Here is a 25,636-nt window from a genome sequence, read left to right on the forward strand (position 1 = left end):
TCCACTGCGTCATTTCTGCATCGAGGGTTGCATCACGGCCGTCAGGTCGACCTGGCCGTCTTCTTTCAGCCCGGTCACGTGCGCTTCGCCGACCTGCACCTTGAACTGCCGGCGCGCGTCGTCGAGCCACTGCGTCCACACCGGGAACGGCACGTTCTTCATCTGGATCTGCACGCCGTTGCCGACGACCTGCGCCTGCGCGCCCTGCAGCCCGTGATCGGACAGCGATGCGGCAAGCGCGTCCTTCAGCGCCAGCCCGGTCGGCGCGACGCCTTGCGCGGCGGCCGTCAGCGACTTCGCCTCGTTGGCCTGCGCGGTCATCTCCGCGAGCTCGCGGCGCATCGTCGGCAGCGTGTTGCGGATCCGCGCGCTGCCTTCCTGCGCGGGCGACCACAGCACCGAATACGCGATCGCGACGGCCAGCACGGCGCCGCCCCAGCCGAGCAGCATCTTTTCGCGCTGCGAGCGCTCGCCCCAGAACTGCGCGAATGCCTGGTTCAGTTGTTCGGTGTTCATGAGCGGCTCCGGATCGTCCATTTGCCGGTGCTGCTGTCGACTTCGCCGGCCAGCCCGTTGCGTGCGAGACGCTGCGGGAAATCGGGGTCCACCTTGACCTCCGGCTTGAAGCCGACGTCAAGCCGCCGGTCGTGATAATCGAGCGATGCGATCCCGTTCAGCGGCAGCGCGCCCATCGAACGCGACAGCCCGCTCGACAGCGCGAGAAAATCGTTCGGCGACAGCTCGCCCGCCGCGAGGCGCAACTGATCGAGCTGGCGCTGCATCTGCGCGGGCGGATCGAGCACCGTGGTCGTCTTCGGGAATGCGGACAGCAACGTCTCGGTGATCTGCGCGGACAGCGCATCGCGTTCGCGCGACAGCTTCCACCAGTGCAGGTTCATCCCGATCACGGCGACGCCGAGCGTCGCCGCGGCGAGTGCGATCGGCACGCGCAGGCGCTTCAGCGTCGCCCGGTCGAAGCGCCACGGCTGCGATTCGAATTCGAACTGGCACAGATCCAGGCGCTCGCTCAGCGCGCGTCGCGCAAATGCGTCGAACGACAGCGGCTGCGCACCCGGCAGCAGCGGGCCGTCGCTGGGGCCGACCGATGCGAGCCGCGGCTCCGCGCCCGGTTCGCCGAGTTCGTACAGCTCGACATCGCCGCCGCCCGAGAGCGCGGCGAGCGTGCCGCTGGCGCGCGCGGCAGGCGCCGCAAAGCCTTCGCCGAGCGCGCCGCGCGCGATCGCGAGTTCGAGGCGCGGCGCACCGGCCGCGGCCGGCTGCGCGCCGGCTTCGACGAGCACCGGTTCGACTGCGGTCGCGAGGCCAAGCACAGCGGCCACCGCGGTCGGGCGCGCGAGCGGCTCGGCCGCATCCGTGATCGCGGTGGCTTGCGCGGTGTCACCGTCGGCAGGCGTGTCCGGGGCAGCTTGCGCCGCCGCGGCGCGCGGCGCTGGCAGGCAGCGCGTCGCCGGCACCGCGCTCAGGTGCCGGTGGCCGGCTGCGGTGAACGCGTCGCAGATCGTGCGGAACCACGCGCGGTCGACGACGGCCAGCACACGGCGCCCGTCGGGCAGTGCGGCCGGATCGAGCGCGATGTGGCAGCCTGCCGGATCCTGGATCAGCTGATCCTCGACGATGTTGGGCAACGCCTGGCGCAGCTTCGGCCCCTTGAGCGGCGGCACGGTCGCGGCCAGCAGCAGCACGTCGCGCGCGGCGACGATCAGCACCGTCGCGTTCGCGCGCGGCAACAGCGTGAGCGCGGCGCGGCCCGCACGCTGCACGTGGCCGGCCTTGTCGACGAGCGTAAACGGCAGCTCGGGCCACTGCCATTCCTGTAACGGCACGGCCGGCTCGCGCGGCGGCAAAGAAACAATCAGCGTGCTCAAGAGCTCCTCTCCCGGATGGCGTCGTTATAGCTGGTCGCGGATGCGCACGACCCGCGTCGAGTGCGTGGTCGGATCACGATACACGAGCGAGGTGCGATCGACCTCCGCGCGATCATGCTGGATCCGGCCATGCACGATGAAGTAACTCGAATTGACGTCGACGAGGCTCGAGTCGATCGTCACGTTCGGCGCGCCGGCACCGCGCAGCGCGAGCTGCACGTCGCCGACGTTGCGGAAAAACACGGTCTCGCGGCGCGACACGAGCGCCTGCGCCGACGACACGCTCATCCCCGGCACGAGTGCGGCGATCACCTCGGCCGGCGCGGTGTTCATGTTCACGGGCGTCGTGGTCGGCAGCACGGTGACGAACGGGCGCAGCCGCGCGACCATCTCGGGCGTCACGCCGTCGACGTCGAGCAGGCTGTCGACGCCCGTCATCATGAGCGGGGCGGGCCCGCGGTCGCCGCCGGACATCCCCGGGTCGTCGGTGAAGTTGCCTGCCATGTCGCCGCCGGGCACCGGCGCGGTGGCGGCCGTCCCGGCGCCGGGCAGCGTCGGCGTCTGGAAACGCGTTGCCGAATGCATGAGGCCCGCGCGCATCTGCAGCGCGATCCGCTTCGCGAGCGCGCCGTCGTAGCCGAGCGTCGCCAGCAGCCGCTGGAACGCCTGGAGCTGCATCACGTTGAGTTGCAGCACGCCGGGCGCCGGCGACGACACGAGGTTGCGCAGGTTGAACTTCGCCTGCGCATCCTCGATCGATCCGGAGATGTAGGTGTCTTCGCCACCGCCGTCGTTGGGCGCGCCGATCCGGCCGAGGAAGTCGGACAGCTTGGTCTTCGCGATCGGCACGGCCCAGATCCCGCCGAGATAGGTGATGCCGGGCGCCGTGTCGCCTTCGGAGCGCAGGATCATCCGCGTCCAGTCGAGCGCACCGCGCGCGACCCACTGCGCCTGCGCAAGCACGCGCTGGTTCTCGATGCGGCGAATCTGCACCTGCTGGCGCCACAGCATGCCCGACACGAGGATCGCCGACAGCGCGACGACAAGCAGCGCGGTGATGATCGCCGCGCCGCGTTCGCGGCGTCCGCGCGCCGGCACGCGCGTGGCGGCGCGGGCGGCGAACCGGAAACGGGGAGGGCGCGCGGGCATCGTCATTCCCCGACGAGGAAGATACGCGTGACGGGCACGCGCAGCGACGTCGCGCCGATGCTGACCTGCAGCCCCGTCACCGCGCGCGTCGGCGGCGCGTTGCCGATCTGCGGCACCTTCAGCGCATCGTTGTTCTGCGCGAGCGCGTCGTTGGCCGTCTGCAGATTGGTGGTCCAGCCCACGCGCGGCACGTACAGTTTCGCGTCGATCGCACCGACGCCGCCCATCAATGCGACCCCGCTCCAGCCGTCGACGCTGCTGTCCTTCAGCACGTCGTGCAGCCGGTTCGCATCGTCGATCGGCGGCGACGCATAACGCACGACGCGCCCGCCGGCGATCCGGTAACGGACCACCTGCAGCCGCGGCGCGGCGCCCGGCACGTCGAGCTCGCGAACGATCTGCAACGTGTTGCCGGCGACGCCGATCGCCGGCTGGCCGGCCTCGTCGTCGGTCGCGGCGAGCCGCGCGTCGATGCGCATCTGGTCGAACATCTGCGCGAACACGCGCTCGTCTTCCATCGCGGACGCGACCTTGTCGCGACCGCGCATGATCTGGTCGAGCCCGCGCCACGCGAGGATTGCGACCACCGCGAGGATCGCGATCGCGATCATCAGTTCGATCAGCGTGAAGCCGCGCACGCGGCGCGAGCCGACGAAACGCGCGGGCCGGCGCCGCGGCGGCGCGTCAGAGCGGACGGCTGGTTTCATTCGCGACCACCGTCACCATCTGTGCGAGCACGCCGGCGCGCCCCGGCATGCTCACCGAAACCTGCACGCGCCGGAACACGGGGTTCGGCGTCGTGCTCACACGCTGCGTGCAGACGAGCTGCACGTTGCCTTGCGAACAGTCGAAACTCTGCTCGCCGACCTCCGGCCACGCATGCGTGAGCCGCAATTGCGCGAGCGCATTGTCCGCGCTCCAACCGGCGAGCAGCCGGCGATGGAGATCGGACGCATTGGTCGCCATCGTGCCGACCGCACGGATCGACGCGGCGAGCGCGACGGCGATGATCGTGAGCGCGACGAGCACCTCGATCATGGTGAAGCCGCGTGCGCCGGAGAAAGTGCCGTTGGCGCGCCCCGAGCGAAACCCTTTCGAGAAGCGGAACGAAGCAAGCGGGAAGGGCATACGACGACGCATCGTCACTGCACCTCGTAACGACCGTTGCCGGTGCCGACGATCGTCGCGCTGCCGACGGCCGAATGCAGCGTCACGCGCACTGGCGTGTCGATGCTTTCGGTGCCGAACACGACGCGGCTCGCATGCGTGTCGGACCCCGGATAGTCGATCTCGGCGCTCGTGACGCCGCCGTCCCAGTCGCGCGGGCGCAGCAGGTCGTCGCGCAGCGTGCGCCAGCCGTCGGGCGAGCTCACGTCGAAACGGAAGCCGTGTGCGGTGGGCTGCCACGCGATCGGGTGTGCGCGCACCTGTGCTTCGTCGCCGGCGGTCTCGAACAGCAGCGCGATGCGCTGCGCCTCCTCGCGCAGGTCGGTACGCGGATTGCGCGTGAGCGACAGCGACGCGAGCGACACCAGGAGGCCCGCGATCACGAGCACGACGAGCATCTCGAGCAGCGTGAAGCCGTGTGCGCGCGTTGGCGCGGCAGCCATGGCCGCGCCGCGCCGCACATGGCCGGCGCGACTGTCGCGAGCTGAGCGCAACGGCGTGCGAAGGGCGGGCATGAAAATGAAGAACGGGAACGGAAGTCGGGCCGGTCAGCGCACGCTTACTGCCACGAACCGATGTCGGTGTCGTTGCCGTCGCCGCCTTCCTTGCCGTCGGCGCCGTAGCTGAACACGTCGATCTCGCCGTGCACGCCCGGGTTCAGGTACTTGTACCCGTTGCCCCACGGATCGTTCGGCAGGCGCTCGAGATAGCCGCCGTCCTTCCAGTTGTTCGGGATCGGATCGGTGGTCGGCTTCTGGATCAGCGCGGTCAGGCCCTGTTCCTGGGTCGGATAGCGGCCGTTGTCGAGACGGTACAGCTTGAGCGCCTGCATGATCGTGCCGATGTCCTGCTTCGCGGCGATACGGCGCGCCTCGTCGGGGCGACTCATGATCTTCGGCACGATCAGTGCCGCCAGGATCCCGAGGATCGCGACCACCACCATGATCTCGATCAGCGTGAAACCGCGCTGACGGCGCACGGCCGCATTACGGCGAGTGATCCACGTTTGCATGACTGACTACCTCTTTCCAAAAAAATGTCGTCGATTGAGTGACGCACCCGGTGTGCATTCCGGAATGCTTGCCTGACGACAAGCTTCCGACACCCCGGGCACGGAGCACGCATTGTAAGGCGCGCATTGCCGAGGGCTTTCACCCAACGCAAATTTCATATACATCCGTACAATAGCGCGCATGAACGCGCTCTCGATCCGGATCCTATCCCTCGCCCTCTTCGCGGGTTTGTGCGCGACGGCCACCTACTGGGTCGTCACGCTGTCCGCCCGTGAAGCGCCGCTGCCCGCCGCCGCCGCGCGGCTGCCGATCCGCACCGAGGACGCCGCCGCGCTCTTCGGCGGACAGCTCGACAAGAATCCCGTGCAGGACATCCACCTGTTCGGCATTCTCGCGCTCGCTCACGGCGCCGCCGCGATCGTCGGCGTCGGCGGAGAGCCGCCGCGCGCGGTGCCGCTCGGCGCGGAAGTCACGCCCGGCGCGAAACTCGCCGAAGTCCGCAGCCGCTCGATCATCGTCGACCGCAACGGCGCCCGCGCCGAAATCCAGCTCCCCGCGAACACGCCGTCCCCCGCGATCTACATGCGCTGAACGGCGCCGGCCTGACCGACCGTCGGGCCGTCACTGCACCATGTTGTTCAGTTCGATGATCGGCAGCATCACGGCCAGCACGATCACGAGCACAATGCCGCCCATCGCCAGGATCAGGAGCGGCTCGAGCAGGCTCGTCAGGAACATCGTGCGACGCTCGAGCTCGCGCGCCTCGCCTTCCGCTGCGCGGTCGAGCATCGTCGTCACGTCGCCCGTCGCCTCGCCGGAGCGAATCAGGTGCACCAGCACCGGCGGAAAGGTCTTCACGTTGTTCAGCGCGCGCGACAGCGCGGAACCTTCGCGCACGCGCACGATCGCATCGTCGATGTTCGCGCGCATCGCGCGGTTCGATAGCGTCTCGCCGGCCGCCTGCAGCGCGCGCAGGATCGGCACGCCGGCCGCGGTGAGAATGCCGAGCGTGCTCGCGAAACGCACCGTGTTGTAGCCGCGCACGAGCTTGCCCGCGAGCGGTGCGGTCAGCACCCAGCGGTCGAACGCAAGCCTCGGCCCGTCGCGCGACAGCGTCGACTTCACGAACCACACGACCAGCGCGACCGCGATCAGGATCGCCCACCACCAGTGCCGCACGAAGTCCGACAGCGCCATCATCACGATCGTCAGCACGGGCAGTTGCTGCTTCGTGCTCGCGAACACGTTCACGACCTGCGGCACGACGTAGCTCAGCAGGAACGTGACGATGCCGAACGCGATCAGCGTGACGATGCCCGGATACGTGAACGCCAGCAGGATCTTCTGCTTGAGCGCATTGCTCTGCTCGATGTAGTCGGCCAGGCGCGACAGCACGATGCCGAGCTTGCCGGTGTGCTCGCCCGCGGCGACGAGCGCCCGATAGATTTCGGGGAAATCGCGTGGATGCTGGCCCAGCGCATTCGCGAGCGAATGGCCGCCGAGCACCTCGGCGCGGATCGCGGCCATCAGTTCACGGATGTAGTCGCGCTCGGCCTGCTCGGTCAGCACGCCGAGCGCCTCGTCGAGCGGCAGCCCCGCGATCAGCAGGCTTGCGAGTTGGCGCGTGAGGATCGCCTGCTCGCGCTGCGACAGCTTGCGGCCGAACGCGAGCCGCTGCGAACGCGCGCCGCGGCTTGCGCTGGCGGCGGGTTCGACGACGAGCGGCGTGAGCCCCTGCGTGCGCAGCTGGCTCCGCGCGTTGCGCGCGCTGTCGGCATCGATCACGCCTTTCTGCGCGCGCCCCGCCGAATCGATTGCTTCGAAACGGAATGCCGGCATCGCGCTATGCGCCTCCCGTCACGCGCAACACTTCCTCGAGCGACGTCGCACCGGCCGCGAGCCAGCGCTCGGCGTCGTCGCGCAGCGTGCGCATGCCTTGCGCGCGGCCCGCGGCGAGAATTTCCGCGTCGGCCGCGTTGCGGTGGATCAGCGAGCGGATCGCGTCGTCGATCACCAGCAGCTCGTACACGCCGCGCCGGCCCGCATAGCCCGAATGCCCGCACTTCGCGCAGCCGACCGGATGCCACGCGGTACGGCCTTCTTCCTGCCGTTCTTCCTTGCACACCGGGCAGAGCTGGCGCACCAGACGCTGCGCGAGCACGCCGAGCAGCGACGACGCGAGCAGGTACGGCTCGACGCCCATGTCGGTCAGACGCGTGACCGCCGATGCCGCGTCGTTGGTGTGCAGCGTCGCGAGCACGAGGTGGCCCGTCAGCGACGCCTGCACCGCGATCTGCGCGGTTTCGAGGTCGCGGATTTCGCCGATCATGATCACGTCCGGGTCCTGACGCAGGATCGAACGCAGCGCACGTGCGAAGGTCATCCCGATCCGCTCGTTCACCTGCGTCTGGCCGATGCCGGACAGGTCGTATTCGATCGGATCCTCGACGGTCATGATGTTGGTCGTCGCCGTTTCGAGCCGCGACATCGACGCGTACAGCGTCGTCGTCTTGCCCGAGCCGGTCGGCCCCGTTACCAGCACGATCCCGTGCGGGCGGCCGATCAGCTTGTCGAATTGGCCGAGCGTGTCGCGGCCCATCCCGAGCGCTTCGAGGTTCAGCCGCTGCGCATCCTTTTCCAGCAGACGAAGCACCGCACGTTCGCCATGCCCGGTCGGCAGCGTCGACACGCGCACGTCGACCGGCCGGCCGCCGACGCGCAGCGTGATGCGGCCGTCCTGCGGCAGGCGTTTCTCGGCAATGTCGAGTTGCGCCATGATCTTGATCCGCGAGATCAGCGCGCCGTGCAGCGCCTTCTTCGGGCGCACGACGTCGCGCAGCGTGCCGTCGACGCGAAAGCGCACGACCGACGCGTTCTCGAACGGCTCGATGTGGATGTCCGACGCCTGTTCGCGCGCCGCTTGCGTGAGCAGCGCGTTGATCATCCGGATGATCGGCGCGTCGTCTTCCGATTCGAGCAGATCCTCGACTTCGGGGATGTCCTGCATCAATCGCGACAGGTCGACTTCGCCTTCGACCTCGCCGACGATCTGCGCGGCGCTGCCGTCCTGGCGCGCGTAGGCCTGGTTGATCGCCTGCGCGAGCTCGTCGGCCGGCACGCGGTGCACGGAAATCGAGCCGAAGTTGCGGGCGATTTCCGCGAGCGCCGCGTCGCTCGTGCGTTCGCTGATCCACACCTCGAGCGTGTCGTCGAGCTGGTGCGCGATCAGCACCTGGCCGTTCTTCGCGAAGCCGTACGGCAACAGGCGAGCGGCGAGCGGCGACGGCGGCTGCCGCTCACCCGGCGCGCCGTCTGGGGCGGAGGACGCGCGCACGTCGCTCACTGCGAGACTCCCGGCGTGGCGGTCAGCGGTTGTTGCGGCACCGACTGCTGCGGCACGCTCTGCGGCTGCACGGGCGTCTGCTCCGGCATCGGCTGGGCCGGGACCGGCACCACCTGTCGCTGCACCTGCTGACGGCGCATCTTGTCGAGATCGAACAGGTTGCCGGCCGGCGTACCGCCCTGGCTCGGGCCGAGCGGCATCGGCGGGACGACCGGATCGTCCTTGTCGCGCATCACGTTGTTGTCCGACTTGTATGCGCCCGTCACGCCCTGGACGTAGTCGTAGCGGTTGGCCGTGACTTCCTGAGCGGTATTGCGATCACTGATGATCACCGGGCGCAGGAACACCATCAGGTTGGTTTTCTGGCGTTGCTTCGATTCCGAACGGAACAGCTGGCCGATCCACGGAATGTCGCCGAGCAGCGGTACCTTGCTGTTCGATACCTGATAGTTGTCCTGCATCAGGCCGCCGAGCACGATGATCTCGCCGTTGTCGGCCAGGATCGTCGACTGGATCGAGCGCTTTGTGAAGGTCGGGCCGGTCTGCGCGCTCGTCGTGCCGGCGACAACTGCCGAATCCTCGGTATAGAGCTGCAGCTTGAGGATCCCGCCGTCGGTAATCTGCGGCTTCACGTGCAGCGTCAGGCCGACGTCGCGCCGGTCATAGGTGTTGAACGCGTTACTCGTCGTGCCGCTCGTCAGGTTCGAATACGAACCGGTCGCGATCGGCACGTTTTCGCCAACCACGATCTTCGCTTCCTCGTTGTCGAGCGTGACGAGGTTCGGCGTCGACAGCACGTTCGCGTCGCTCACGCCCGAGAAGTACTGCAGCAGCGCACCGAGTCCCTGCACGCCGAACATGTTGTGCAGCCAGCCGATGTTGAGGCCCTGGTTGAGCGTCGACAGATTGGCCGCCAGGCCGGCGCCGGTGGTACCCGAGGTACCCGTCGTCAGGTTGATGATGCTGTTGCCCGCCACGTTGCCGGCCACGGCCGCCAGGTTCGTGCCGCCGAGGAACTGGCCGCTCGCCACCTGCCACTGGATCCCGAGGTTGCCCTGTGTCGTCGAGTTCAGCTCGACGATCAGAGCTTCGATGTAGACCTGCGCACGCCGCGCGTCGAGCTGGTCGATCACCGAGCGCAGGTTCCGGTAGACCGGATCGGATGCAGTGATGATCAGCGAGTTGGTGGCCGCGTCGGCCTGGATCATCCCGCCCGGCTGGTTGTCGTCGCTCTTGTCCTTGTCGCCGCCGAGCAGGCCGGCCGTGCCCAGGCCGCCGCTGCCCGACGAGCCGCTGCCGTAGGACGACGAAGACGAGCTGCCGAGGCCACCGGATGGCAGCGGCGGGGTGCCGGACGTGCCGGTCGAGAAGTTGCCGCTCGACGACGAGCCACCGCTCTGGTTGAAGCTGTTCGCATCGTTGGATGACGCCGACGAGCCGCTGTCGTTGCCGCCCTTGCCGAGCATCCCGCGCAGCGTCTTCGCGAGCTTCACCGCATCCGCGTTGCGCAGCGGCACGACGTGCATGTTGCCGGGCACAGCGCTCGGCGCGTCGAGCTGCTGCGCGAGGCGCTTGGCGGCAGCGAGGCGCGCGGCGCTCGATGCGCGCAGCAACAGCGAATTGGTACGCGGGTCGGCCGTGACCGACACCTTCAGCGTCGCATCGCTGTTGCCGATCGCGCCCGGATCGAGCATCTTCTGCATCTGCGCGGCGAGGTCGATCGCGTTCGCGTTGCGCAGCGGCACGACCTGGACCTGGGCGCCCGCGGCGTTGTCGACACCCGCGATGATCCGCGCGATGCGGCGAACGTTGTCCGCGTAATCGGTGACGACGATCGTGTTGTTCGCCGGGTAGGCGGTGACCGTGTTGTTCGGCGAGATCAGCGGCCGCAGCACCGGCAGCAGGTTGTTCGCCGATTCGTTGTGCAGCTCGAACACCTGCGTGATGACCTGGTCGCCGCGCGCCTGCGGCGTGTTGCCGACATAGGTCGGCACGCCCTGCAGCTTCGCGTCGGCCTCGGGCACGACCTTCAGCACCCCGTGATCCTGCACGAGCGCGAAGCCCTGCATACGCAGCGCCGACTGCAGCGTTTTCAGCGCCTGGTCTTCCGGCACCGACCGTTCGGCAACGAGATTGAGCTGCCCCTTCACGCGGGGGTCGACGATGATGGTCTTGCCGGTTGCGGCGCCGATCGCCTTGGCGACCTGGTCGATGTCCGCATTCACGAAATTGAGCGTGACCTGAGCGTAGGCGGCCTGCGAGACGATGATGCCGGCGGCGATCAGGGTCGTGGCAACGCGCCGCATAACGAAGCGATTTCTTGTCATGGATGAATGGGTCGATGCCGGCTCAGGCCACTTCCGGCGGTAGTGCTGGGATCCAAGTCCTAAAGGCGCGACATTAGCAGTTTTTCATGTCCGAAATATCACATTGATCCGAGGACTGTCTCACATACGACATGTACCCGGCGCAGTGTATGTGATATGTAAGATTGGACGCCTGGTCGGCATTCCGGTCATCGCCGTCGATTTGCGATGAATCGACGCGGAAATACGCTATAACCGGGCTGCCGTCTTCCCGTATGTCGCGACGTGACGGACTGCCGGTATGATACGGGCGGCACGTTTCTCGTCGCACGAATAAAGAACACGGGTTTTCCCGACCCTCACGCAATTTCCTTTTCGTTTCCGCACCATGAACAGACGGTTCGCTTCGATCGCGCTGATCGCCGCCGGCGTATGGTTTGCCTGCGGAAACGCGCGCGCGGATTGTTTCGACGAGGCCGCCCGGTACCAGAAGGTCAATCCGCTGATCCTGCGTGCGATCGCGTGGCAGGAATCGCGCAACCGGCCCGATGCGCTGAACAAGAACAACAACGGCTCGGTCGACTACGGCCTGATGCAGATCAACTCGATCCACCTGTCGACGCTGTCGCGCTACGGCATCGGCCGCGACACGCTGATGGAGCCGTGCAAGAACGTCTACATCGCCGCGTGGCACTTGCGCCAGAAGATGAATCGCTACGGCAACACATGGCAGGCCGTCGGCGCCTATCATTCGGAAACACCGTCGCTGCGCGACAAGTACGCGCGGCAGATCGCCGGGATCCTGACGCAGTGGAAGCTGCTTCCGCCCACCCGGTGACGCCGCGCCGCATCGCGCGCTGACGCGGTGCCGCTCGGCCGGCGCGCGTTTGATGCACAATGCGGGCTCACGCCGCAGTTTCGCCCGGCCTCTGGCCGATCGCGCCCCCTGAAGGGCGTCGCGGCTGCTTTTTCATTTTTTCCGTTGGTGCATATCGCTATGAATCCGGCAATGAACCAGCCGTTGCCCGTCACCGTGCTGTCCGGTTTTCTCGGCGCCGGCAAGACCACGCTGCTCAAACATATCCTCGCGAACCGCGCGGGCCTGAAGGTCGCCGTAATCGTCAACGATCTCGCGGCGGTCAACATCGACGCATCGCTCGTGCGCGATGCGCAGGCGCTGTCGCAGGTGGAAGAGCGTCTCGTCGAAATGTCGAACGGCTGCATCTGCTGCACGCTGCGCGACGACCTGCTCGTCGAAATCCGCAATCTCGCGGCGGACGGCCGCTTCGATGCGATCTTGATCGAGTCGACCGGCATCGCCGAGCCGATGCCGATCGCCGAAACCTTCACGTTCGTCGACGACGACGGCGCATCGCTGGCGAGCGTCGCGCGGCTCGACACGCTCGTCACGGTCGTCGACGCGTTCAATTTTCTGCGCGACTACGGTTCGGACGATGCGCTCGCTGCGCGCGGCATCGCCGCGTCGGACGAAGACGATCGCACACTCGTCGAGCTGCTGATCGAGCAGATCGAATTCTGCGACGTGCTGGTGATCAACAAGGCCGATCTCGTCGGCGCGGACGAACTCGCGCGCCTGCAGCACATCCTCGCGCGGCTCAATCCGCGCGCGCACCAGGTCGTATCGACGTTCGGCAATGTGCCACTCGCCGAAGTGCTGAACACCGGCCGTTTCGATTTCGACGAAGCCGCGAACGCGCCGGGCTGGCTCGCGTCGCTCGATCACGATCACACCGATTGCGACGATCCCGACTGTCACGATGCGCATCATGCGCACGTGCACGGCGAAGCCGACGAATTCGGCATCGGTAATTTCGTCTACCGTGCGCGCCGGCCGTTTCATCCGGCGCGACTCTGGGCGCTTCTGCATCGGGAGTGGCCGGGCGTGCTGCGCAGCAAGGGATTCTTCTGGCTCGCGACGCGCAACGACATCGCAGGTTCGCTGTCGCAGGCGGGCGGCGTATGCCGGCACGGCCCCGCAGGCCTCTGGTGGGCCGCGCAGGATCGTGCGGAATGGCCGGACGATGACGAGCTGCTCGGCGAAATTCGTGCGGAATGGCAGGGTGATCTCGACGACCGCTCGGTCGGCGATCGTCGTCAGGAACTCGTGCTGATCGGCATCGGTCTCGACGCCGACGCATGGCGCGCGAAGCTCGACGCGTGCCTGCTCACCGATACGGAATTCGCGCTGGGCGCCGAGCAATGGAGCGCATTCGACGATCCGTTTCCAGCGTGGGACGTCGACGCGCACGACGACGAAGATCCCGGCGACGCGCAGATCGTGCACGCGTAACGGCCGGTAAAAACGGCTCGCGTAAAACAACCGTCAATTCTTGCAAGACGGGCGCGGACTGTGGCAAAAATGCCGCGCGCGCCCAACAAAAAACCCGCCGAATGGCGGGTTTTTTTTGAACAGGCGCTGGTTTAACGCTTGTTGACGGCGTCCTTGAACGCCTTGCCAGCCGTGAACTTGACCGTCTTGGCTGCCGGGATCTTGATGGTTTCGCCGGTCTTCGGGTTGCGGCCCGTACGTGCTGCGCGCTTGCCCGAACCGAAGCTGCCGAAGCCGATCAGCTGAACCGCATCACCCTTCGACACGGCCTTCTTGATGACTTCGAGCAGCGTGTCCAGCGTTTCGCCGGTTTGAGCCTTGCTGGCGCCCGTTTGGGCGGCGACGGCGTCGATCAGTTCCTGTTTGTTCATTAAGGTTCCTTTTTCAGGTTAGGTTGACACGAACAGCGCGAACGCGCCGATTATACGTGCGCGAACCGTGCCGTCGAGAGTCTGACTCCAACGGCACAGCGCCGAATCCTGGCCCGCGCGACGTGCCGTCCGGCTTGCCGGAGGCCACCCCGCGGTACGGCGTTGCTATGATAGCGCAGCGCAAACCCAATAACGACAAGGGTTTCAAAGATTTTCATCGGTATTTCGCCGAATGAATCGTCGATTGCCCGTTTTTTGACCTGCGCCAACCGGACAGGATACGCAGCCGGGTCCGCCCGCGCGCAACGCCGTTGGTTTTTGCCAACGGCGTCGCGGACGCCTCCGCGCAATCCCTTGCCAGGCTTGGCTGCCACGTTTTTTGTTTCGCATGCCCGACCGACTCGTTCCCGCCACGCTCGCCGTTCGCGACGACGGCACGCTCGTCTCGCCGCAGTACGGCGACCTCCATCGCGACGCGTCGTGCGCGCTCGCACACGCGAATCGCATGCTCGCCGGCAACGGGCTGCCGGCCCGCTGGCACGGCAGCCGCACGTTCACGATCGTCGAGACCGGGTTCGGCGCGGGCGGCCGCTTCCTCGCGACCTGGGCCGCATGGCGTGACGATCCGCAGCGCTGCGAGCGGCTGCATTTCGTCGCGGTCGAACCGCATCCGTTCTCGCGCGACGACCTGCGTCGTGCCGTTTCAAACATGGCCGAGTGCGCAACCATTTCGGAGAACGTATCGACGTGCGCCGCTGCACTCGTCGACGCGTGGCCGATGCTCGTGCCCGGCCTGCACCGGCTCGAATTCGACGCCGGGCGTGTGGTGCTCACGCTCGCATTCGGCAATGCGCAGGACCTGCTGCAACGGCTCGTCGCGCGCGCCGATGCGTTCTATCTTGGCCATCGCGCATCGGCCGGGCATGACGATTCGTTGTCGGCCGACGTGATTCGCGCGCTCGCACGCATCGCCGCGGAAGGCGCGACTTACGCAACGCATTCGCACGACGACACCGTGAAACATGCACTCGATACATCTGGCTTCACGCATCGAGACGTCGACGATTGCGCAGGCGAACAGGCGCTGCGCGTCGGCGAATATGCACCGCGCTGGCACATGCGCCGGCACGAACCGCCGCGCGCGTTGCCGGTTTCCGAGCGCAGCGCGATCGTGATCGGCGCGGGCCTCGCAGGTTGCGCGGTGGTCGAACGCCTCGCCGCGCGCGGCTGGGACGTCACGCTGATCGAGCGGCACGAGCGGATCGCGAGCGAGGCGTCAGGCAATCCGGCCGGCGTATTCCATCCGTTGATGACGCGCGACGACAACATCGCGAGCCGGCTCACGCGCACCGGTTTTCTGCATGCGCTCGCACGCTGGCGCGCACTCGAAGCGGCCGGTCATGCGTTCGCGCGCAGCACGCACGGAATGATCCATCTCGCGGAATCGGCCGACGATTTCATACGGATGCGCGACGCATTCGATGCACTCGGCACGCCATCCGACTACGCATCGCTGCTCGATACCAACGCCGCGCGCGCGCATCTGAACCTGCCGGTCGCGCATGGCGGCCTGCTGTTTCCGCAGGGCGGCGCCGTGTGGCCGGCCGGGCTCTGCGCAGCGCAATTCGCGGCCGCCGGCGAGCGCGCGACACTTGTCGCCGGCACCGAAGTCGCACGGCTCGAACGGCACGGCGACGCATGGCGTGCACTCGATGCGGCGGGCGGCACGCTGGCCGAAGCGCCGGTCGTCGTGCTTGCGAACGCGGGTGACGCCGTGCGGCTCGCAGGCCTGCGGCATGTCGCGGTACAACCGGTGCGCGGTCAGCTCACGCTGCTGCCGCCCGGCAGCACTGCGCCACTGCCATGCCCGACGATCGGCGACGGTTACGCGGTGCCCCTCGACGACGGCACGCTGCTGATCGGTGCGACCTTCGAGCCCGACGACGTCGATCCCTCGATGCGCACCGCCGGACATATCGATAACCTCGAGCGCGTCCGGCGTCTGCTGCCCGGCCTGATCGGCGATCTGCCGGCCCCGGATGCGCTGCGCGGTCGCGTCGCGTTCCGCTGGGTCGTCGCCGACCGGGTGCCGCTGATCGGTCCGCTCGCCGACGAAGCGCAGGCCGTCGCGAATGCACGCTCGCTGAGCGGTGCGAAGGCGCGCGACCTGCCGCGCACCGCCGGTCTCTACGGCGCATTCGGCTACGGCTCGCGCGGCCTCGTGTGGGCCGCACTCGGCGCGGAGCTCATCGCGTCCCAGCTCGAAGGCGAGCCGCTGCCGCTCGAGCGCGAACTCGCCGATGCCGTCGACCCGGCGCGGTTTCTGATCCGCGCATTGCGAGGTCGTCACATCGGCTGACACCTACCGGCCGATTGGTCGGTCGAATCCTCACAGTCTTCCTATTTTTTCGTGCAAGGTTATCCACGCAGCGCTGTGGATAACCGCACAAAATCCGCACGCACTTCGTGTGCAATCACAGTGGACGTAAACTGGGCAACTCGGCACAGCTGTGAAGCGGCCCAAAAGTTGCTCAACTCAAACCTCTGTGAGCAAACAGTCTGTGCAACGGGTTATGGCAGCGCCAACACATTGATCTTGCTACGTAAACCAGAGTTATCCACAGAATCGAGCCTGCTTTGTTAACTCCTACTACGTATATATACAGATAAACCTTTGAAACCAAAGACCTGTGATGCCTCACAGCACCGCAAGTCGATTCAATCGGTTCCAGAGCGAAAAAGCTGTGGCACAATCGGTTTCCTTCGCGTCAGTTCGGCCAAGCGCCGGACATGCTTCAACGGAACGGTCGGCTCGTTTTCGAATCTGAATCTTCGAGACTGCGTAGTCCGTTCACACACCAGGCCGACAATCCAGATCGGCAACCTGAACGACATTTCCGCCGGATGGCGGAACAGGCGAATCCCATGTCTCGCCGTCGTCGACCACAACAATCACATTCGGGGCGATACCCAGCCGGCGCGCATCTCATTTCTGACGCTTGACCCCGCGTCGCTGGCGGTTGCTTCCAAAGGAGAAGTCACCACGATGAAGTCGGCGTTCTCATTCCTGCCCAACTGGCCGCTGTCGCCGGATGCCGTGTTCTGGGCCGGGCTCGCGTTGTTTGCGGCCGGTCTCTGTGGCGAGCTGTGCTATCGCGCGTGGCGGTTGCCGCGCATTACCGGTTATGCGGTGATCGGTCTCGTCGCCGGGTCGTTCGGATTCGGCGTGATCGATTCGAGTACCGACGAAACTTCGCGGCTGCTGATGAATGTCGCGCTCGGCCTGCTGCTGTTCGAGCTCGGCAGTCGCCTCGACCTGAAATGGATTCGTCGCAATCCGTGGCTCATCGCATCGAGCCTCGCGGAGGCGACGCTCACGTTCGTGCTCGTGCTGTTCGTGATGCTCGCGCTCGGCGTGTCGGGCATGGTCGCGCTCGTGCTGTCGGCGATCGCGATCGCGACGTCGCCATCGATGGTGATCCAGCTGAAGACCGAACTGCGCGCGGAAGGGCAGGTGTCGCAGCGTCTCATCACGCTGACCGCGCTCAACAGCGTGTACGCGATCGTACTGACCAAGCTCGTGACGAGCTGGCTTCACCAGGAAGCGTACGGGAACGTTTTCGCGACGATCCTGCAACCGCTTTACCTGATCGTCGGTTCGTTCATCGTCGCGTATCTGGTCGCGCGCTCGTGCAACTACCTGTTCCGCCACATGACCTCGACGATGCGCGACGAGCATTCGTTCGTCGCGCTGTTCGGCCTCGTGATGCTTGCGATCGCGGTTGCCCAGGCGCTGAAGCTGTCGACGCTGCTCACGCTGCTGCTCGCGGGCATCATCGTGAAGAACCTGGAAGCGCGTCCGCAGCTGTGGCCGGAGCATTTCGGCACGGCCGGCTGGCTGCTGACGGTGGTCCTGTTCGTGCTGACGCTCACGTCGTTCACGTGGGGCGACATCGCGCTCGGCGGGCTGTTCGCGATCGCGCTGATCGTCACGCGGCTCGCCGCGAAGCTGGCCGGCGTCGTCGTGTTCGCGAAGCCGAGCGGGCTCGGGATGAAGCAGGGCGTCGCGCTCGGCATCGCGCTCACGCCGATGTCCGCGCTGTCGTACCTGCTCGTCGACGACACCTACCAGCTTTATCCGAATTTCGACCCGCACCTGCGCGCGATCGTGATGTGCTCGATCGTGATCCTGCAGCTCGTCAGCCCGTTCGTCGTCTACCGATGCCTGTCGGCGGTCAGCGAACGTAGCGACAGAAACTGATTCCGGAACCTGCCATGGCACTCGAAACCTTCGTCAATTCCGAACCGTTCACGTTCGGTGTCGAACTGGAGATCCAGGTCGTCAACACGCACAACTACGATCTGACCAAGGCTGCATCCGACCTGATGCGCCTGATTCAGGGCGAAACCTTCCCCGGCAACATCACGCCGGAAATCACCGAGAGCATGATCGAGCTGTCGACCGGCATCTGCCATTCGCACGAGCAGGCGGTCAGCGAGCTGCATGCGATCCGCGACGTGCTCGTGAAGGCGGCCGACCAGCTCAACGTCGGACTCGGCGGCGGCGGCACGCACGCGTTCCAGCAATGGAGCGACCGGCAGATCTACGATGCGCCGCGCTTCCAGTACATCTCGGAGCTGTACGGCTATCTCGCGAAGCAGTTCACGGTGTTCGGCCAGCACGTGCACATCGGCTGCCCGGATCCGGACAGCGCGCTGTTCCTGCTGCACTCGATGTCGCGCTTCATTCCGCACTTCATCGCGCTGTCCGCGTCTTCGCCGTTCGTGCAGAACGTCGACACCGGTTTTCATTCGGCGCGCCTGAACTCGGTGTTCGCGTTCCCGCTGTCGGGCCGAGCGCCTTTCGTGCTGACCTGGGACAGCTTCGAGGAGTACTTCACGAAGATGGTCAACACGGGCGTCGTCAACTCGATGAAGGACTTCTACTGGGACATCCGCCCGAAGCCCGGCTACGGAACGATCGAGGTGCGCGTGATGGATACGCCGCTGTCGGTCGACCGCGCGGCGGCGATTGCGTGCTACATCCAGACGCTCGCGCGCTACCTGCTGACCGACCGGCCGCTGAAGCTGTCGGAGGACGACTACCTCGTCTACACGTTCAACCGGTTCGAAGCGTGCCGCTTCGGGCTCGAGGGTACCTGCGTCAATCCTCAGACGGGTGAGCGCCGCACGATCGCCGAGGACATCCTCGACACGCTCGACCGGATCGCGCCGCATGCGGCCGCGCTCGGCTCGCGCGCGGCGCTCGACGAGATCGGCGCGCTCGCGAAGGCGCGCGTCAACGACGCGTCGTGGTTGAGAACCGTTTTCAAGCAGGAAAAATCGCTGAACGAGACGGTTCGCCAGCAGTGCCTGCGCTGGCGCGAATGAAAATATGTTTTGCAGATTACAGGCTCGACCGCGCGGCGATTCGCTGGACGACGGTCGACGCCGATTCGGCCCGATCGTGTTGCCAATCGTCCTGAAATTCTGTGGATAACCGGATATTCCGCTTCAAAGTCAATGCTCTGCGGGCTGGATAACCCGGTGGATCCGGGCCGCCGGCACGGCGGCCGATCCGAACAGGAAAATGTTTTCGTGTCCCGCCGCACGGCCCGCGGACATTGCAGGCACAACGAAAAAAAACGGTTATCCAGCGATTTTCCACAAAATGAAGGGGATAACTTAGCTGTGCGATTTTCCGCTCTCGCTTAGAATGTCGGCTTTGCGGACACCGGAACGACGCGTGTCTCACCGGTCGCCGCGAACGCGACCGCCGCGTGTGCCTCGCGACGGCCGTGTCGACGCTCTTCAACGGGCGTCTGTTTTGAGATAGACATTCGATCTCCACACTACGGCTGCTCGGCAATCCGGGCGGCGGCAAAGCGAAAAGACTATGAGCGAAGGCGTTTACGGGAATCAGGCTTCGGGACGTGTGACCCACAGCCTGCTGCGGTTGAGTACGGCCATGCGAAGCCAGGCATGGGATTGGGCGGAAGGCGCGGGCCTCACGCCGACGCAGGGCGAGATCCTGGTGCTGCTGCTGCAGCGCAAGGGCCCGATGCGGCTCGGCGAGATCGCGCGCGAGACGCAGCTCACCGCCGCGACCACCAGCGATGCGGTCAGCACGCTCGAGACGAAGGGGCTCGTCGAGAAGCGTCGTGCGCTGGACGACGGCCGCGCACTCGCGGTGCGCCTGTCGGCCCGCGGCCGTACGGCGGCAAAGAAGGCGCTGCAATGGCCGGAATTCCTGACGAAGGCGGTCGGCAAGCTGGGCGCGGACGAGCAGGGCACGCTGTATCGCGCGTTGCTGAAGACGTTGCGCGAACTGCAGGTGGCCGGCGTGACGCCGCCGCAGCGCATGTGCCTGACGTGCTCGTCGTTCCAGCCGGGCAAGCCGTCGAAGAAGACGCTGCACCATTGCGCGACGCTCGACATCTCGATGGCCGACAGCGATCTGCGTCTGGACTGCTCGGTGCACGAAGAAGCCGACGCGGCGACGCAAAAGAAGACCTGGAAGATTTTCGCCGGCTGACGTCCGTCGATCGACCGGGAGGCCGATGATGAACGCTGAAGTAGTGGCGATCCGCCATGTGCATTTCGAGGACCTCGGCAGCTTCGAGCAGGTGCTCGGGGAGCGCGGCCGTCGGGTGCGTTACGTCGACGTCGGCTCGTCGCGCTTCGAGGTGCTCGACGCGCTCCAGCCGTCGCTGTTCGTCGTGCTCGGCGGCCCGCTCAGCGTGTACGACGATGCGCAGTACCCGTCGATCGCGCCGCTCGCGGCGCTCGTGCGCCGGCGCATCGACGCGGGCCTGCCGATCCTCGGCATCTGTCTGGGGGCGCAGTTCATCGCCCGTGCGCTCGGTGCGCGCGTCTATCCGGCTGCGCAGGTGGAACTCGGCTGGGCGCCGCTGACGCTCACCGACGCGGGCCGCGCGTCGCCGTTGCGTCATCTCGATGGTGCTGCGACGTCGATGCTGCACTGGCACGGCGACACGTTCGATCTGCCGGGCGGCGCGATCCATCTCGCGTCGACGCCCGTGTGCCGCCACCAGGCGTTCGCGTGGGGGCAGCATGTGCTGGCGCTGCAATGCCATCCGGAAATCCGCGCCGACCGCTTCGAACCCTGGCTGATCGGGAACGCAGGCGAGATCGCGTCGACGCCCGGTATCGACGCGCGCCAGTTGCGTGCCGATACCGCGCAGCATGGTCCCGTGCTCGAGACGGCCGCGCGGCGCATGTTCGCGGAGTGGCTCGACAGCGTCGGGCTTTGATCCCGCCCATTCCGGACTGAGCGTGACCGGCTCGCATTCGGGCCGGCTTCGCCGTGCATCCCGTGTCGCCGTCGGCCGTGTGCCGGCCCCGACCTGACCATCCGCTTACTGCCGATCCGGTCGCCAGCACGCTTGCAGGCTGCGTGCTACGCTCGTCTGCTCTTTCCCCTTCCTGGCGAGCGGCATCCATGACTGCGCTGTTTTCCCCGTTCACGCTGCGCGGCGTGACCCTTCCGAACCGTATCGTGATCTCCCCGATGTGCCAGTACTCCGCCGAGCGCGGCGAGGCGACCGACTGGCACATGATTCATCTCGGCCATCTCGCGCTGTCGGGCGCGGGCCTGCTCTGCATCGAAGCGACCGCCGTCGAACCCGATGGACGCATCACGGCCGGCGACCTCGGTTTGTGGGACGACGTGACCGAAGCGGCGCTCAAGCCCGTGCTGGCGTCGATCCGCAAGTACTCGCCGGTCCGCGTTGCGATGCAGCTGTCGCATGCCGGGCGCAAGGCGTCGAGCGAGGTGCCCTGGAAGGGCGGCCAGCTCGTATCCGTCGCCGACGGCGGCTGGCTGCCGCATGCGCCGTCGGCCGTTCCGCACAAGGACGGCGAGACGCCGCCGCTGGCGCTCGATGCGGCCGGCCTGAACCGGATCCGCGCAGCGTTCGCGGCGGCCGCCAAGCGCGCGGCACGCCTCGGCATCGACGCGATCGAAGTGCACGCGGCGCACGGCTATCTGCTGCATCAGTTCCTTTCGCCGATCTCGAACCGGCGCACCGACGAATACGGCGGTTCGCGCGAGAACCGGATGCGCTTCCCGCTCGAAATCTTCGACATCGTGCGCGCGGCGTTTCCGGAGGACCGGCCGGTTGGCGTGCGTGTGTCCGCGACCGACTGGGTCGAGGGCGGCTGGGAGCTCGACGACACGATCGCGTTCGCGCACGAACTGAAGCGGCGCGGCTGCGACTGGATCGACGTGTCGTCCGGCGGTGTGTCGCCGCTGCAGAAAATTCCGCTGTCGCCGGGTTACCAGGTGCCGTTCGCGCAAGCCGTGAAGCGTGCGGTCGGGATGCCGACGATCGCGGTGGGCCTGATCAACGAGCCCGCGTATGCGAACCGCCTGATCGAGGCCGGCGACGCCGACTTCGTCGCGATGGCGCGCGCGATGCTGTACGACCCGCGCTGGCCGTGGCATGCGGCCGCCGAGCTCGGCGCGCAGGTGTCGGCGCCGCCGCAGTACTGGCGCTCGCAGCCGCGCGAGCACAAGGCGTTGTTCGGCGACATCGAATTCGGTCAGCGCTGAGCGTCATGCGCGCAACATTGCGCGCGATGTTGAACGAAGCAATCGTGAACGTGTAGGATGCGGGTGATTCGCCGCATGCCCCGACGCGGCACCGAGCGGTGCCGCGTTTTCGTTTGCGCGGCACAGGGCCGCGATCGCGGCCGTCTTCCATTCAAGTCGTCTTCACAAGGATTCGTTCGATGAGTTCACGCAGGATCGCGGTGCGCCGCTCGGGAGTACACGGCAAGGGCGTGTTCGCGGTGGAACCGATCAAGGCCGGCGAGCGCGTAGTGGAATACAAGGGCGAGCGGATTTCATGGAAGGAAGCGCTGCGTCGCCATCCGCACGACCCGAACGAGCCGAACCATACGTTCTACTTCGCACTGGAAGAGGGTGGCGTGATCGACGGCAAGATCGACGGCAACAGCGCGCGCTGGATCAACCATTCGTGCGCGCCGAACTGCGAGGCCGAGGAGATCAAGGGCCGCGTGTTCATCCACGCGCTGCGCGACATCGGCCCGGAAGAGGAGCTGTTCTACGACTATGGCCTCGTGATCGACGAGAAGCTCACGAAGAAGCTCAAGCGCGAATACGCGTGCCATTGCGGCGCGGCGACGTGTCGCGGCACGCTGCTCGCGACGCCGGACGACGACGGCAAAAAGAAAAAGAAGAAGGACAAGAAGGACGGCAAGTCCGAGTCCGGCGCGAAGGACAGGAAAAAGAAGAAGTGAACCACGCGGCCGCGCATCGCGCGCGGCTGCGTTGCCGGATGGCCGCCGTGCGCCGTATCGCCGCGCAGCCCGGCCATCCATCCCGATGCGGGCCCGCCGTTCCTGGCTCAGTGCGTCGGTGTGGCGGCCGGCGTTTCGCTGGTCGGCGTCTCGGCCCGTTCGGCGAGCGGCACGCGCACCACGAAGCGCGAACCGCCTTCCGACGCGTCTTCATACGACACCGTGCCGCCGTGCATCGCGATGATGTCGTGCACGATCGCGAGGCCGAGCCCGGCCCCCGTCTCGACGCCGTTGCCGCTTTGCGCATCGCCGCGGAAGAACCGCTTGAACAGGTCCGCCTGCTGGTTCGCGGGCACGCCCGGGCCGTTGTCCTCGACGACGATCTCGGCGGCGGGCTGGCCGCTCTCGAGCGCGCCGCGTGCGACGTTCACCGTGATCCGCGCACCGTCCGGCCGCGCGAGCGGCACATACTTCAACGCATTGTCGAGCAGGTTCGCGATCACCTCGCGCAGCAGCACCGGGTTGCCACGCACGTTCAGCTTTTCATCGTCGCCGGGTTCGTCGCTGCGCTGGAAGCCGAGGTCGACATGCGACGCGAGCGCGCGCGGCACCCATTCGGCGCCCGTCTCGAACGCCATCGCCGCAAGGTCGACGTCGACGAAACGCGCGGCCTGCTCGCCCGGCTCCGCGCGCGCGAGCGACAGCAACTGGTTCGACAGCCGCACCGCGCGGTCGGCGGCGGCGCGTAGTTCGCGCACCGCGGTATAGGTCTGTTGCGGGTCGCGCGCGACGGCCGCCTGCTCGGCATGCAGCTTCACGGCCGTGAGCGGCGTGCGCAACTGGTGCGCGGCATCGGCGATGAACTTGCGCTGCGCGTCGAGCGCCGTCTTCAGGCGGCCGAGCAGCGCATTCATCGCGCTCGTCAGTGGCCGGATCTCGAGCGGCACGTCGGTTTCGTCGACCGGCTCCAGCGACGTGTGGGTCTGCCGGTTCAGCGAATCGGCGAGATGGGTGAGCGGGCCGAGCTGCTGGTTCACGACGCGCCACACGATGCCCCAGCCCGCGAGCAGCAGCAGCAGCAGCGGCATCATGATCGCGACGAGGAATTCGGCGGCGATCCGGTAGCGGTGCCGCACCGGCTGCGCGACTTCGACCACCATCGGCCGGCCGCCCTCGACATCGTCGACGCGCACCTGCGCGACCCGCACCGCGCGGTTATCGTACTCGGCTTCGAACACGTACGCGTGATGCATGCGGCGCACGTTGATGCCCTGCAGCGGCAGCTTCGGGTCGCCGGCGAGCTCCTGCTCGCCGTCGCTGATCCGGTAGATCAGCGCCTCGGCCGGATCGGAGAACATCGCCTGCGCGAGCGGCGGCACCGTGAACGGCGCGTCGGGGCCGGCGATCTGGATCTGTTTGGAGATGGCGGTCGCGAGATCGGCGAGCGAGCGGTCGATCACGTGTTGCGTGTATTGCCACGCGAGCCAGTAGGCAATCAGGCCGCTCATCAGCGCGAGCATCGACAGCGGCGCGGCGAGGCGCCGGAGCAGCGAGCGGCGCAGGCTGGTGGTTACAGCCGGATCAGAAGACATTTCGACGGGCAAATGGATAAGCGCCGCTCACGGGGAGCGGCGCGGTCGTGCGTCGGATGGCGACGCGGGCAGGGCGCTCGCCGGCGGCGGCACGTGGCCGGCCGGCGTGCGGCACCGCTCAGACGCTCGCCGTCTGGCGGATTTCCTGCAGCAGGTAGCCGAAGCCGCGCACCGTGACGATTTCGACACGGCACTGCTCGAGTTTCTTGCGCACCCGGTGCACGTAGACTTCGATCGCGGTGTCGCCGAGATCGCCGCCGAAGTGCGTGAGGTGATCCTGCAGCTGGGCTTTGCTGACGACGCGGCCATGACGCAGCAGCAGCATCTCGAGCACCGCGAACTCGCGCGGCGACAGTTCGAGCGGCTTGTCGTCGTTGAAGATGCGGCGATCGACGCCCGACAGGCGGACGCCGCCGAGCGACACTTCCGGACGCGGCATGTCGCTGTGCGGGCCGCTGCGGCGCATCACCGCGCGGATGCGCGCTTCGAGCTCGGCCGGTTCGAACGGCTTGAGCATGTAGTCGTCGGCGCCGGAGTTCAGGCCCTGGATCCGGTCGTTCAGTTCGTCGCGAGCGGTCAGCACGATGACGGGCGTGTGGCGGTTCGTCTGGCGGAAACGCGTGAGCAGCGTCATCCCGTCGATGCCCGGCAGGCCGAGGTCGAGGATCACGAGTTCGTGGCGGTTCTGTGCCAGCGCCTGTTCGGCAAAAATGCCGTCATGCACCATGTCGACGGTGAAGCCAGCCTGCTCGAGGCTGCTTTGGATACCGCGTGCGATGGGGCGGTCGTCTTCGATCAGAAGGAGTCGCATGAAGTTCGCTCAAGTACAATGGGTTGGCGGTTCAGGCACGCGGACAGCACGACGCCGTTTCCACAGGGGCGCCGCTTCGCCTGACATCAAGCATGGCGGCCAGCGAACGATTAAATCCAATCATGTCCGATATTTCGATCCACGACCTCGAAGCCGCGATCAATTTCTGGCGCGCCCGCTCGCCGTCGAGCGGCGACGAACTCAAACTCTGCGAAGAGGCCAACGCGCTCTCCAAGCCGTATGCGCTGCTGATTGTACAGCGCGAAAGCGCGCTGCAACTGGAAGGTTTGGACCCCAAGGCGCGGAAAGCGTACGAGACTTACGTGCGCCTTAAGGATGGCTTGGAAAGCTGAAGGCTTCCAC

24 protein-coding genes are annotated in these 25,636 nt (G+C 66.7%); 11 read left to right on the forward strand and 13 right to left on the reverse strand.

The window, feature by feature from the left end:
- Positions 1-9: 9 nt before the first annotated feature.
- The 7 genes from gspM to gspG are packed head-to-tail and all read right to left on the reverse strand — an operon-like array spanning position 10 to position 5,214.
- The gene (gspM, locus tag DIE13_RS27885) at positions 10-516 is read right to left on the reverse strand and encodes a type II secretion system protein GspM (protein WP_124830277.1); all 507 of its coding nucleotides are present in this window, start codon (positions 514-516) and stop codon (positions 10-12) included.
- Entirely contained in the window at positions 513-1,886 is a 1,374-nt protein-coding gene (gene gspL / locus DIE13_RS27890; protein WP_124830278.1) for a type II secretion system protein GspL, read from the reverse strand. The genes gspM and gspL overlap by 4 nt, the downstream gene beginning before the upstream one ends.
- A gap of 24 nt (positions 1,887-1,910) precedes the next feature.
- A complete protein-coding gene (gene gspK / locus DIE13_RS27895; protein ID WP_124830279.1) occupies positions 1,911-3,035 on the reverse strand; it encodes a type II secretion system minor pseudopilin GspK in 1,125 nt (374 codons plus the stop codon).
- A 2-nt stretch (positions 3,036-3,037) separates the two neighbouring features.
- Positions 3,038-3,742 (reverse strand): type II secretion system protein J, encoded by a 705-nt coding sequence (locus DIE13_RS27900; RefSeq protein ID WP_124830280.1) that lies wholly within the window; start codon positions 3,740-3,742, stop codon positions 3,038-3,040.
- The gene (gspI, locus tag DIE13_RS27905; RefSeq protein WP_261323699.1) at positions 3,720-4,175 is read right to left on the reverse strand and encodes a type II secretion system minor pseudopilin GspI; all 456 of its coding nucleotides are present in this window, start codon (positions 4,173-4,175) and stop codon (positions 3,720-3,722) included. Before gspI ends, DIE13_RS27900 begins: the two co-directional genes overlap by 23 nt.
- Positions 4,176-4,177: 2 nt before the next feature.
- A complete protein-coding gene (locus DIE13_RS27910; RefSeq protein WP_124830281.1) occupies positions 4,178-4,717 on the reverse strand; it encodes a GspH/FimT family pseudopilin in 540 nt (179 codons plus the stop codon).
- A gap of 44 nt (positions 4,718-4,761) precedes the next feature.
- The gene (gene gspG / locus DIE13_RS27915) at positions 4,762-5,214 is read right to left on the reverse strand and encodes a type II secretion system major pseudopilin GspG (protein WP_124830282.1); all 453 of its coding nucleotides are present in this window, start codon (positions 5,212-5,214) and stop codon (positions 4,762-4,764) included.
- A 181-nt stretch (positions 5,215-5,395) separates the two neighbouring features.
- Between gspG and DIE13_RS27920 the strand changes: the two genes are divergently transcribed.
- Positions 5,396-5,806 (forward strand): general secretion pathway protein GspC, encoded by a 411-nt coding sequence (locus DIE13_RS27920; RefSeq protein WP_124830283.1) that lies wholly within the window; start codon positions 5,396-5,398, stop codon positions 5,804-5,806.
- Positions 5,807-5,836: 30 nt separating this feature from the next.
- Here DIE13_RS27920 and gspF read toward each other — a convergent pair whose 3' ends face one another.
- The 3 genes from gspF to gspD are packed head-to-tail and all read right to left on the reverse strand — an operon-like array spanning position 5,837 to position 10,885.
- A complete protein-coding gene (gspF, locus tag DIE13_RS27925) occupies positions 5,837-7,054 on the reverse strand; it encodes a type II secretion system inner membrane protein GspF (RefSeq protein WP_124830284.1) in 1,218 nt (405 codons plus the stop codon).
- 4 nt (positions 7,055-7,058) lie between these two features.
- Complete coding sequence (gspE, locus tag DIE13_RS27930; protein WP_124830285.1) at positions 7,059-8,558, reverse strand: type II secretion system ATPase GspE; 1,500 nt, start codon at positions 8,556-8,558, stop codon at positions 7,059-7,061.
- A complete protein-coding gene (gspD, locus tag DIE13_RS27935) occupies positions 8,555-10,885 on the reverse strand; it encodes a type II secretion system secretin GspD (RefSeq protein ID WP_124830286.1) in 2,331 nt (776 codons plus the stop codon). Before gspD ends, gspE begins: the two co-directional genes overlap by 4 nt.
- A 367-nt stretch (positions 10,886-11,252) precedes the next feature.
- Between gspD and DIE13_RS27940 the strand changes: the two genes are divergently transcribed.
- Both DIE13_RS27940 and DIE13_RS27945 read left to right on the forward strand, forming a co-directional pair.
- The gene (locus tag DIE13_RS27940; protein WP_124830287.1) at positions 11,253-11,702 is read left to right on the forward strand and encodes a lytic transglycosylase domain-containing protein; all 450 of its coding nucleotides are present in this window, start codon (positions 11,253-11,255) and stop codon (positions 11,700-11,702) included.
- Positions 11,703-11,861: 159 nt separating this feature from the next.
- A complete protein-coding gene (locus tag DIE13_RS27945; protein WP_124830288.1) occupies positions 11,862-13,175 on the forward strand; it encodes a GTP-binding protein in 1,314 nt (437 codons plus the stop codon).
- 131 nt (positions 13,176-13,306) lie between these two features.
- On the opposite strand, the gene DIE13_RS27950 is transcribed toward DIE13_RS27945, so the two are convergent.
- Positions 13,307-13,585, reverse strand: coding sequence for an HU family DNA-binding protein (locus tag DIE13_RS27950; RefSeq protein WP_006401505.1), 279 nt, complete (start codon positions 13,583-13,585; stop codon positions 13,307-13,309).
- Positions 13,586-13,973: 388 nt separating this feature from the next.
- On the opposite strand from DIE13_RS27950, the gene mnmC reads away from it, so the two are divergent.
- The 7 genes from mnmC (at position 13,974) to DIE13_RS28000 (ending at position 22,870) form a co-directional block, all read left to right on the forward strand.
- Complete coding sequence (mnmC, locus tag DIE13_RS27955) at positions 13,974-15,944, forward strand: bifunctional tRNA (5-methylaminomethyl-2-thiouridine)(34)-methyltransferase MnmD/FAD-dependent 5-carboxymethylaminomethyl-2-thiouridine(34) oxidoreductase MnmC (protein WP_124830289.1); 1,971 nt, start codon at positions 13,974-13,976, stop codon at positions 15,942-15,944.
- Positions 15,945-16,631: 687 nt separating this feature from the next.
- Positions 16,632-17,846: a cation:proton antiporter gene (locus DIE13_RS27970; protein WP_124830291.1), complete on the forward strand. Its 1,215-nt coding sequence runs from the start codon at positions 16,632-16,634 to the stop codon at positions 17,844-17,846.
- Positions 17,847-17,860: 14 nt separating this feature from the next.
- Positions 17,861-18,976: a YbdK family carboxylate-amine ligase gene (locus DIE13_RS27975; RefSeq protein ID WP_096506738.1), complete on the forward strand. Its 1,116-nt coding sequence runs from the start codon at positions 17,861-17,863 to the stop codon at positions 18,974-18,976.
- 505 nt (positions 18,977-19,481) lie between these two features.
- A complete protein-coding gene (locus DIE13_RS27985) occupies positions 19,482-20,120 on the forward strand; it encodes a MarR family winged helix-turn-helix transcriptional regulator (RefSeq protein ID WP_096506737.1) in 639 nt (212 codons plus the stop codon).
- Positions 20,121-20,148: 28 nt separating this feature from the next.
- Positions 20,149-20,859 carry a glutamine amidotransferase gene (locus DIE13_RS27990; RefSeq protein ID WP_124830292.1) on the forward strand — a complete coding sequence of 237 codons (711 nt, stop codon included), beginning with the start codon at positions 20,149-20,151 and terminating at the stop codon, positions 20,857-20,859.
- A gap of 188 nt (positions 20,860-21,047) precedes the next feature.
- Positions 21,048-22,160 carry an NADH:flavin oxidoreductase/NADH oxidase gene (locus tag DIE13_RS27995; RefSeq protein ID WP_124830293.1) on the forward strand — a complete coding sequence of 371 codons (1,113 nt, stop codon included), beginning with the start codon at positions 21,048-21,050 and terminating at the stop codon, positions 22,158-22,160.
- A gap of 179 nt (positions 22,161-22,339) precedes the next feature.
- Entirely contained in the window at positions 22,340-22,870 is a 531-nt protein-coding gene (locus DIE13_RS28000) for an SET domain-containing protein (protein ID WP_124830294.1), read from the forward strand.
- Positions 22,871-22,977: 107 nt separating this feature from the next.
- On the opposite strand, the gene DIE13_RS28005 is transcribed toward DIE13_RS28000, so the two are convergent.
- Both DIE13_RS28005 and DIE13_RS28010 read right to left on the reverse strand, forming a co-directional pair.
- Complete coding sequence (locus DIE13_RS28005) at positions 22,978-24,462, reverse strand: sensor histidine kinase (protein WP_124830295.1); 1,485 nt, start codon at positions 24,460-24,462, stop codon at positions 22,978-22,980.
- Between the two features lie 118 nt (positions 24,463-24,580).
- The gene (locus DIE13_RS28010) at positions 24,581-25,273 is read right to left on the reverse strand and encodes a response regulator transcription factor (RefSeq protein ID WP_006401494.1); all 693 of its coding nucleotides are present in this window, start codon (positions 25,271-25,273) and stop codon (positions 24,581-24,583) included.
- A gap of 122 nt (positions 25,274-25,395) precedes the next feature.
- Between DIE13_RS28010 and DIE13_RS28015 the strand changes: the two genes are divergently transcribed.
- Positions 25,396-25,626 (forward strand): DUF3717 domain-containing protein, encoded by a 231-nt coding sequence (locus DIE13_RS28015; RefSeq protein WP_069746363.1) that lies wholly within the window; start codon positions 25,396-25,398, stop codon positions 25,624-25,626.
- The last annotated feature ends 10 nt before the right edge of the window (positions 25,627-25,636 follow it).

The organism is Burkholderia sp. Bp9016, from assembly GCF_003857765.1.
In the GTDB taxonomy this organism is placed as follows: domain Bacteria; phylum Pseudomonadota; class Gammaproteobacteria; order Burkholderiales; family Burkholderiaceae; genus Burkholderia.

Excerpts from the sequence above, each read along its gene's own strand:
- gspM (WP_124830277.1), bottom strand. The coding sequence starts at position 516 with ATGAACACCGAACAACTGAACCAGGCATTCGCGCAGTTCTGGGGCGAG.
- gspK (WP_124830279.1), bottom strand. The coding sequence starts at position 3,035 with ATGCCCGCGCGCCCTCCCCGTTTCCGGTTCGCCGCCCGCGCCGCCACG.
- DIE13_RS27900 (WP_124830280.1), bottom strand. The coding sequence starts at position 3,742 with ATGAAACCAGCCGTCCGCTCTGACGCGCCGCCGCGGCGCCGGCCCGCG.
- gspI (WP_261323699.1), bottom strand. The coding sequence starts at position 4,175 with ATGCGTCGTCGTATGCCCTTCCCGCTTGCTTCGTTCCGCTTCTCGAAA.
- DIE13_RS27910 (WP_124830281.1), bottom strand. The coding sequence starts at position 4,717 with ATGCCCGCCCTTCGCACGCCGTTGCGCTCAGCTCGCGACAGTCGCGCC.
- gspG (WP_124830282.1), bottom strand. The coding sequence starts at position 5,214 with ATGCAAACGTGGATCACTCGCCGTAATGCGGCCGTGCGCCGTCAGCGC.
- DIE13_RS27920 (WP_124830283.1), top strand. The coding sequence starts at position 5,396 with ATGAACGCGCTCTCGATCCGGATCCTATCCCTCGCCCTCTTCGCGGGT.
- gspF (WP_124830284.1), bottom strand. The coding sequence starts at position 7,054 with ATGCCGGCATTCCGTTTCGAAGCAATCGATTCGGCGGGGCGCGCGCAG.
- gspD (WP_124830286.1), bottom strand. The coding sequence starts at position 10,885 with ATGACAAGAAATCGCTTCGTTATGCGGCGCGTTGCCACGACCCTGATC.
- DIE13_RS27940 (WP_124830287.1), top strand. The coding sequence starts at position 11,253 with ATGAACAGACGGTTCGCTTCGATCGCGCTGATCGCCGCCGGCGTATGG.
- DIE13_RS27945 (WP_124830288.1), top strand. The coding sequence starts at position 11,862 with ATGAATCCGGCAATGAACCAGCCGTTGCCCGTCACCGTGCTGTCCGGT.
- DIE13_RS27950 (WP_006401505.1), bottom strand. The coding sequence starts at position 13,585 with ATGAACAAACAGGAACTGATCGACGCCGTCGCCGCCCAAACGGGCGCC.
- mnmC (WP_124830289.1), top strand. The coding sequence starts at position 13,974 with ATGCCCGACCGACTCGTTCCCGCCACGCTCGCCGTTCGCGACGACGGC.
- DIE13_RS27970 (WP_124830291.1), top strand. The coding sequence starts at position 16,632 with ATGAAGTCGGCGTTCTCATTCCTGCCCAACTGGCCGCTGTCGCCGGAT.
- DIE13_RS27975 (WP_096506738.1), top strand. The coding sequence starts at position 17,861 with ATGGCACTCGAAACCTTCGTCAATTCCGAACCGTTCACGTTCGGTGTC.
- DIE13_RS27985 (WP_096506737.1), top strand. The coding sequence starts at position 19,482 with ATGAGCGAAGGCGTTTACGGGAATCAGGCTTCGGGACGTGTGACCCAC.
- DIE13_RS27990 (WP_124830292.1), top strand. The coding sequence starts at position 20,149 with ATGAACGCTGAAGTAGTGGCGATCCGCCATGTGCATTTCGAGGACCTC.
- DIE13_RS27995 (WP_124830293.1), top strand. The coding sequence starts at position 21,048 with ATGACTGCGCTGTTTTCCCCGTTCACGCTGCGCGGCGTGACCCTTCCG.
- DIE13_RS28000 (WP_124830294.1), top strand. The coding sequence starts at position 22,340 with ATGAGTTCACGCAGGATCGCGGTGCGCCGCTCGGGAGTACACGGCAAG.
- DIE13_RS28005 (WP_124830295.1), bottom strand. The coding sequence starts at position 24,462 with ATGTCTTCTGATCCGGCTGTAACCACCAGCCTGCGCCGCTCGCTGCTC.
- DIE13_RS28010 (WP_006401494.1), bottom strand. The coding sequence starts at position 25,273 with ATGCGACTCCTTCTGATCGAAGACGACCGCCCCATCGCACGCGGTATC.
- DIE13_RS28015 (WP_069746363.1), top strand. The coding sequence starts at position 25,396 with ATGTCCGATATTTCGATCCACGACCTCGAAGCCGCGATCAATTTCTGG.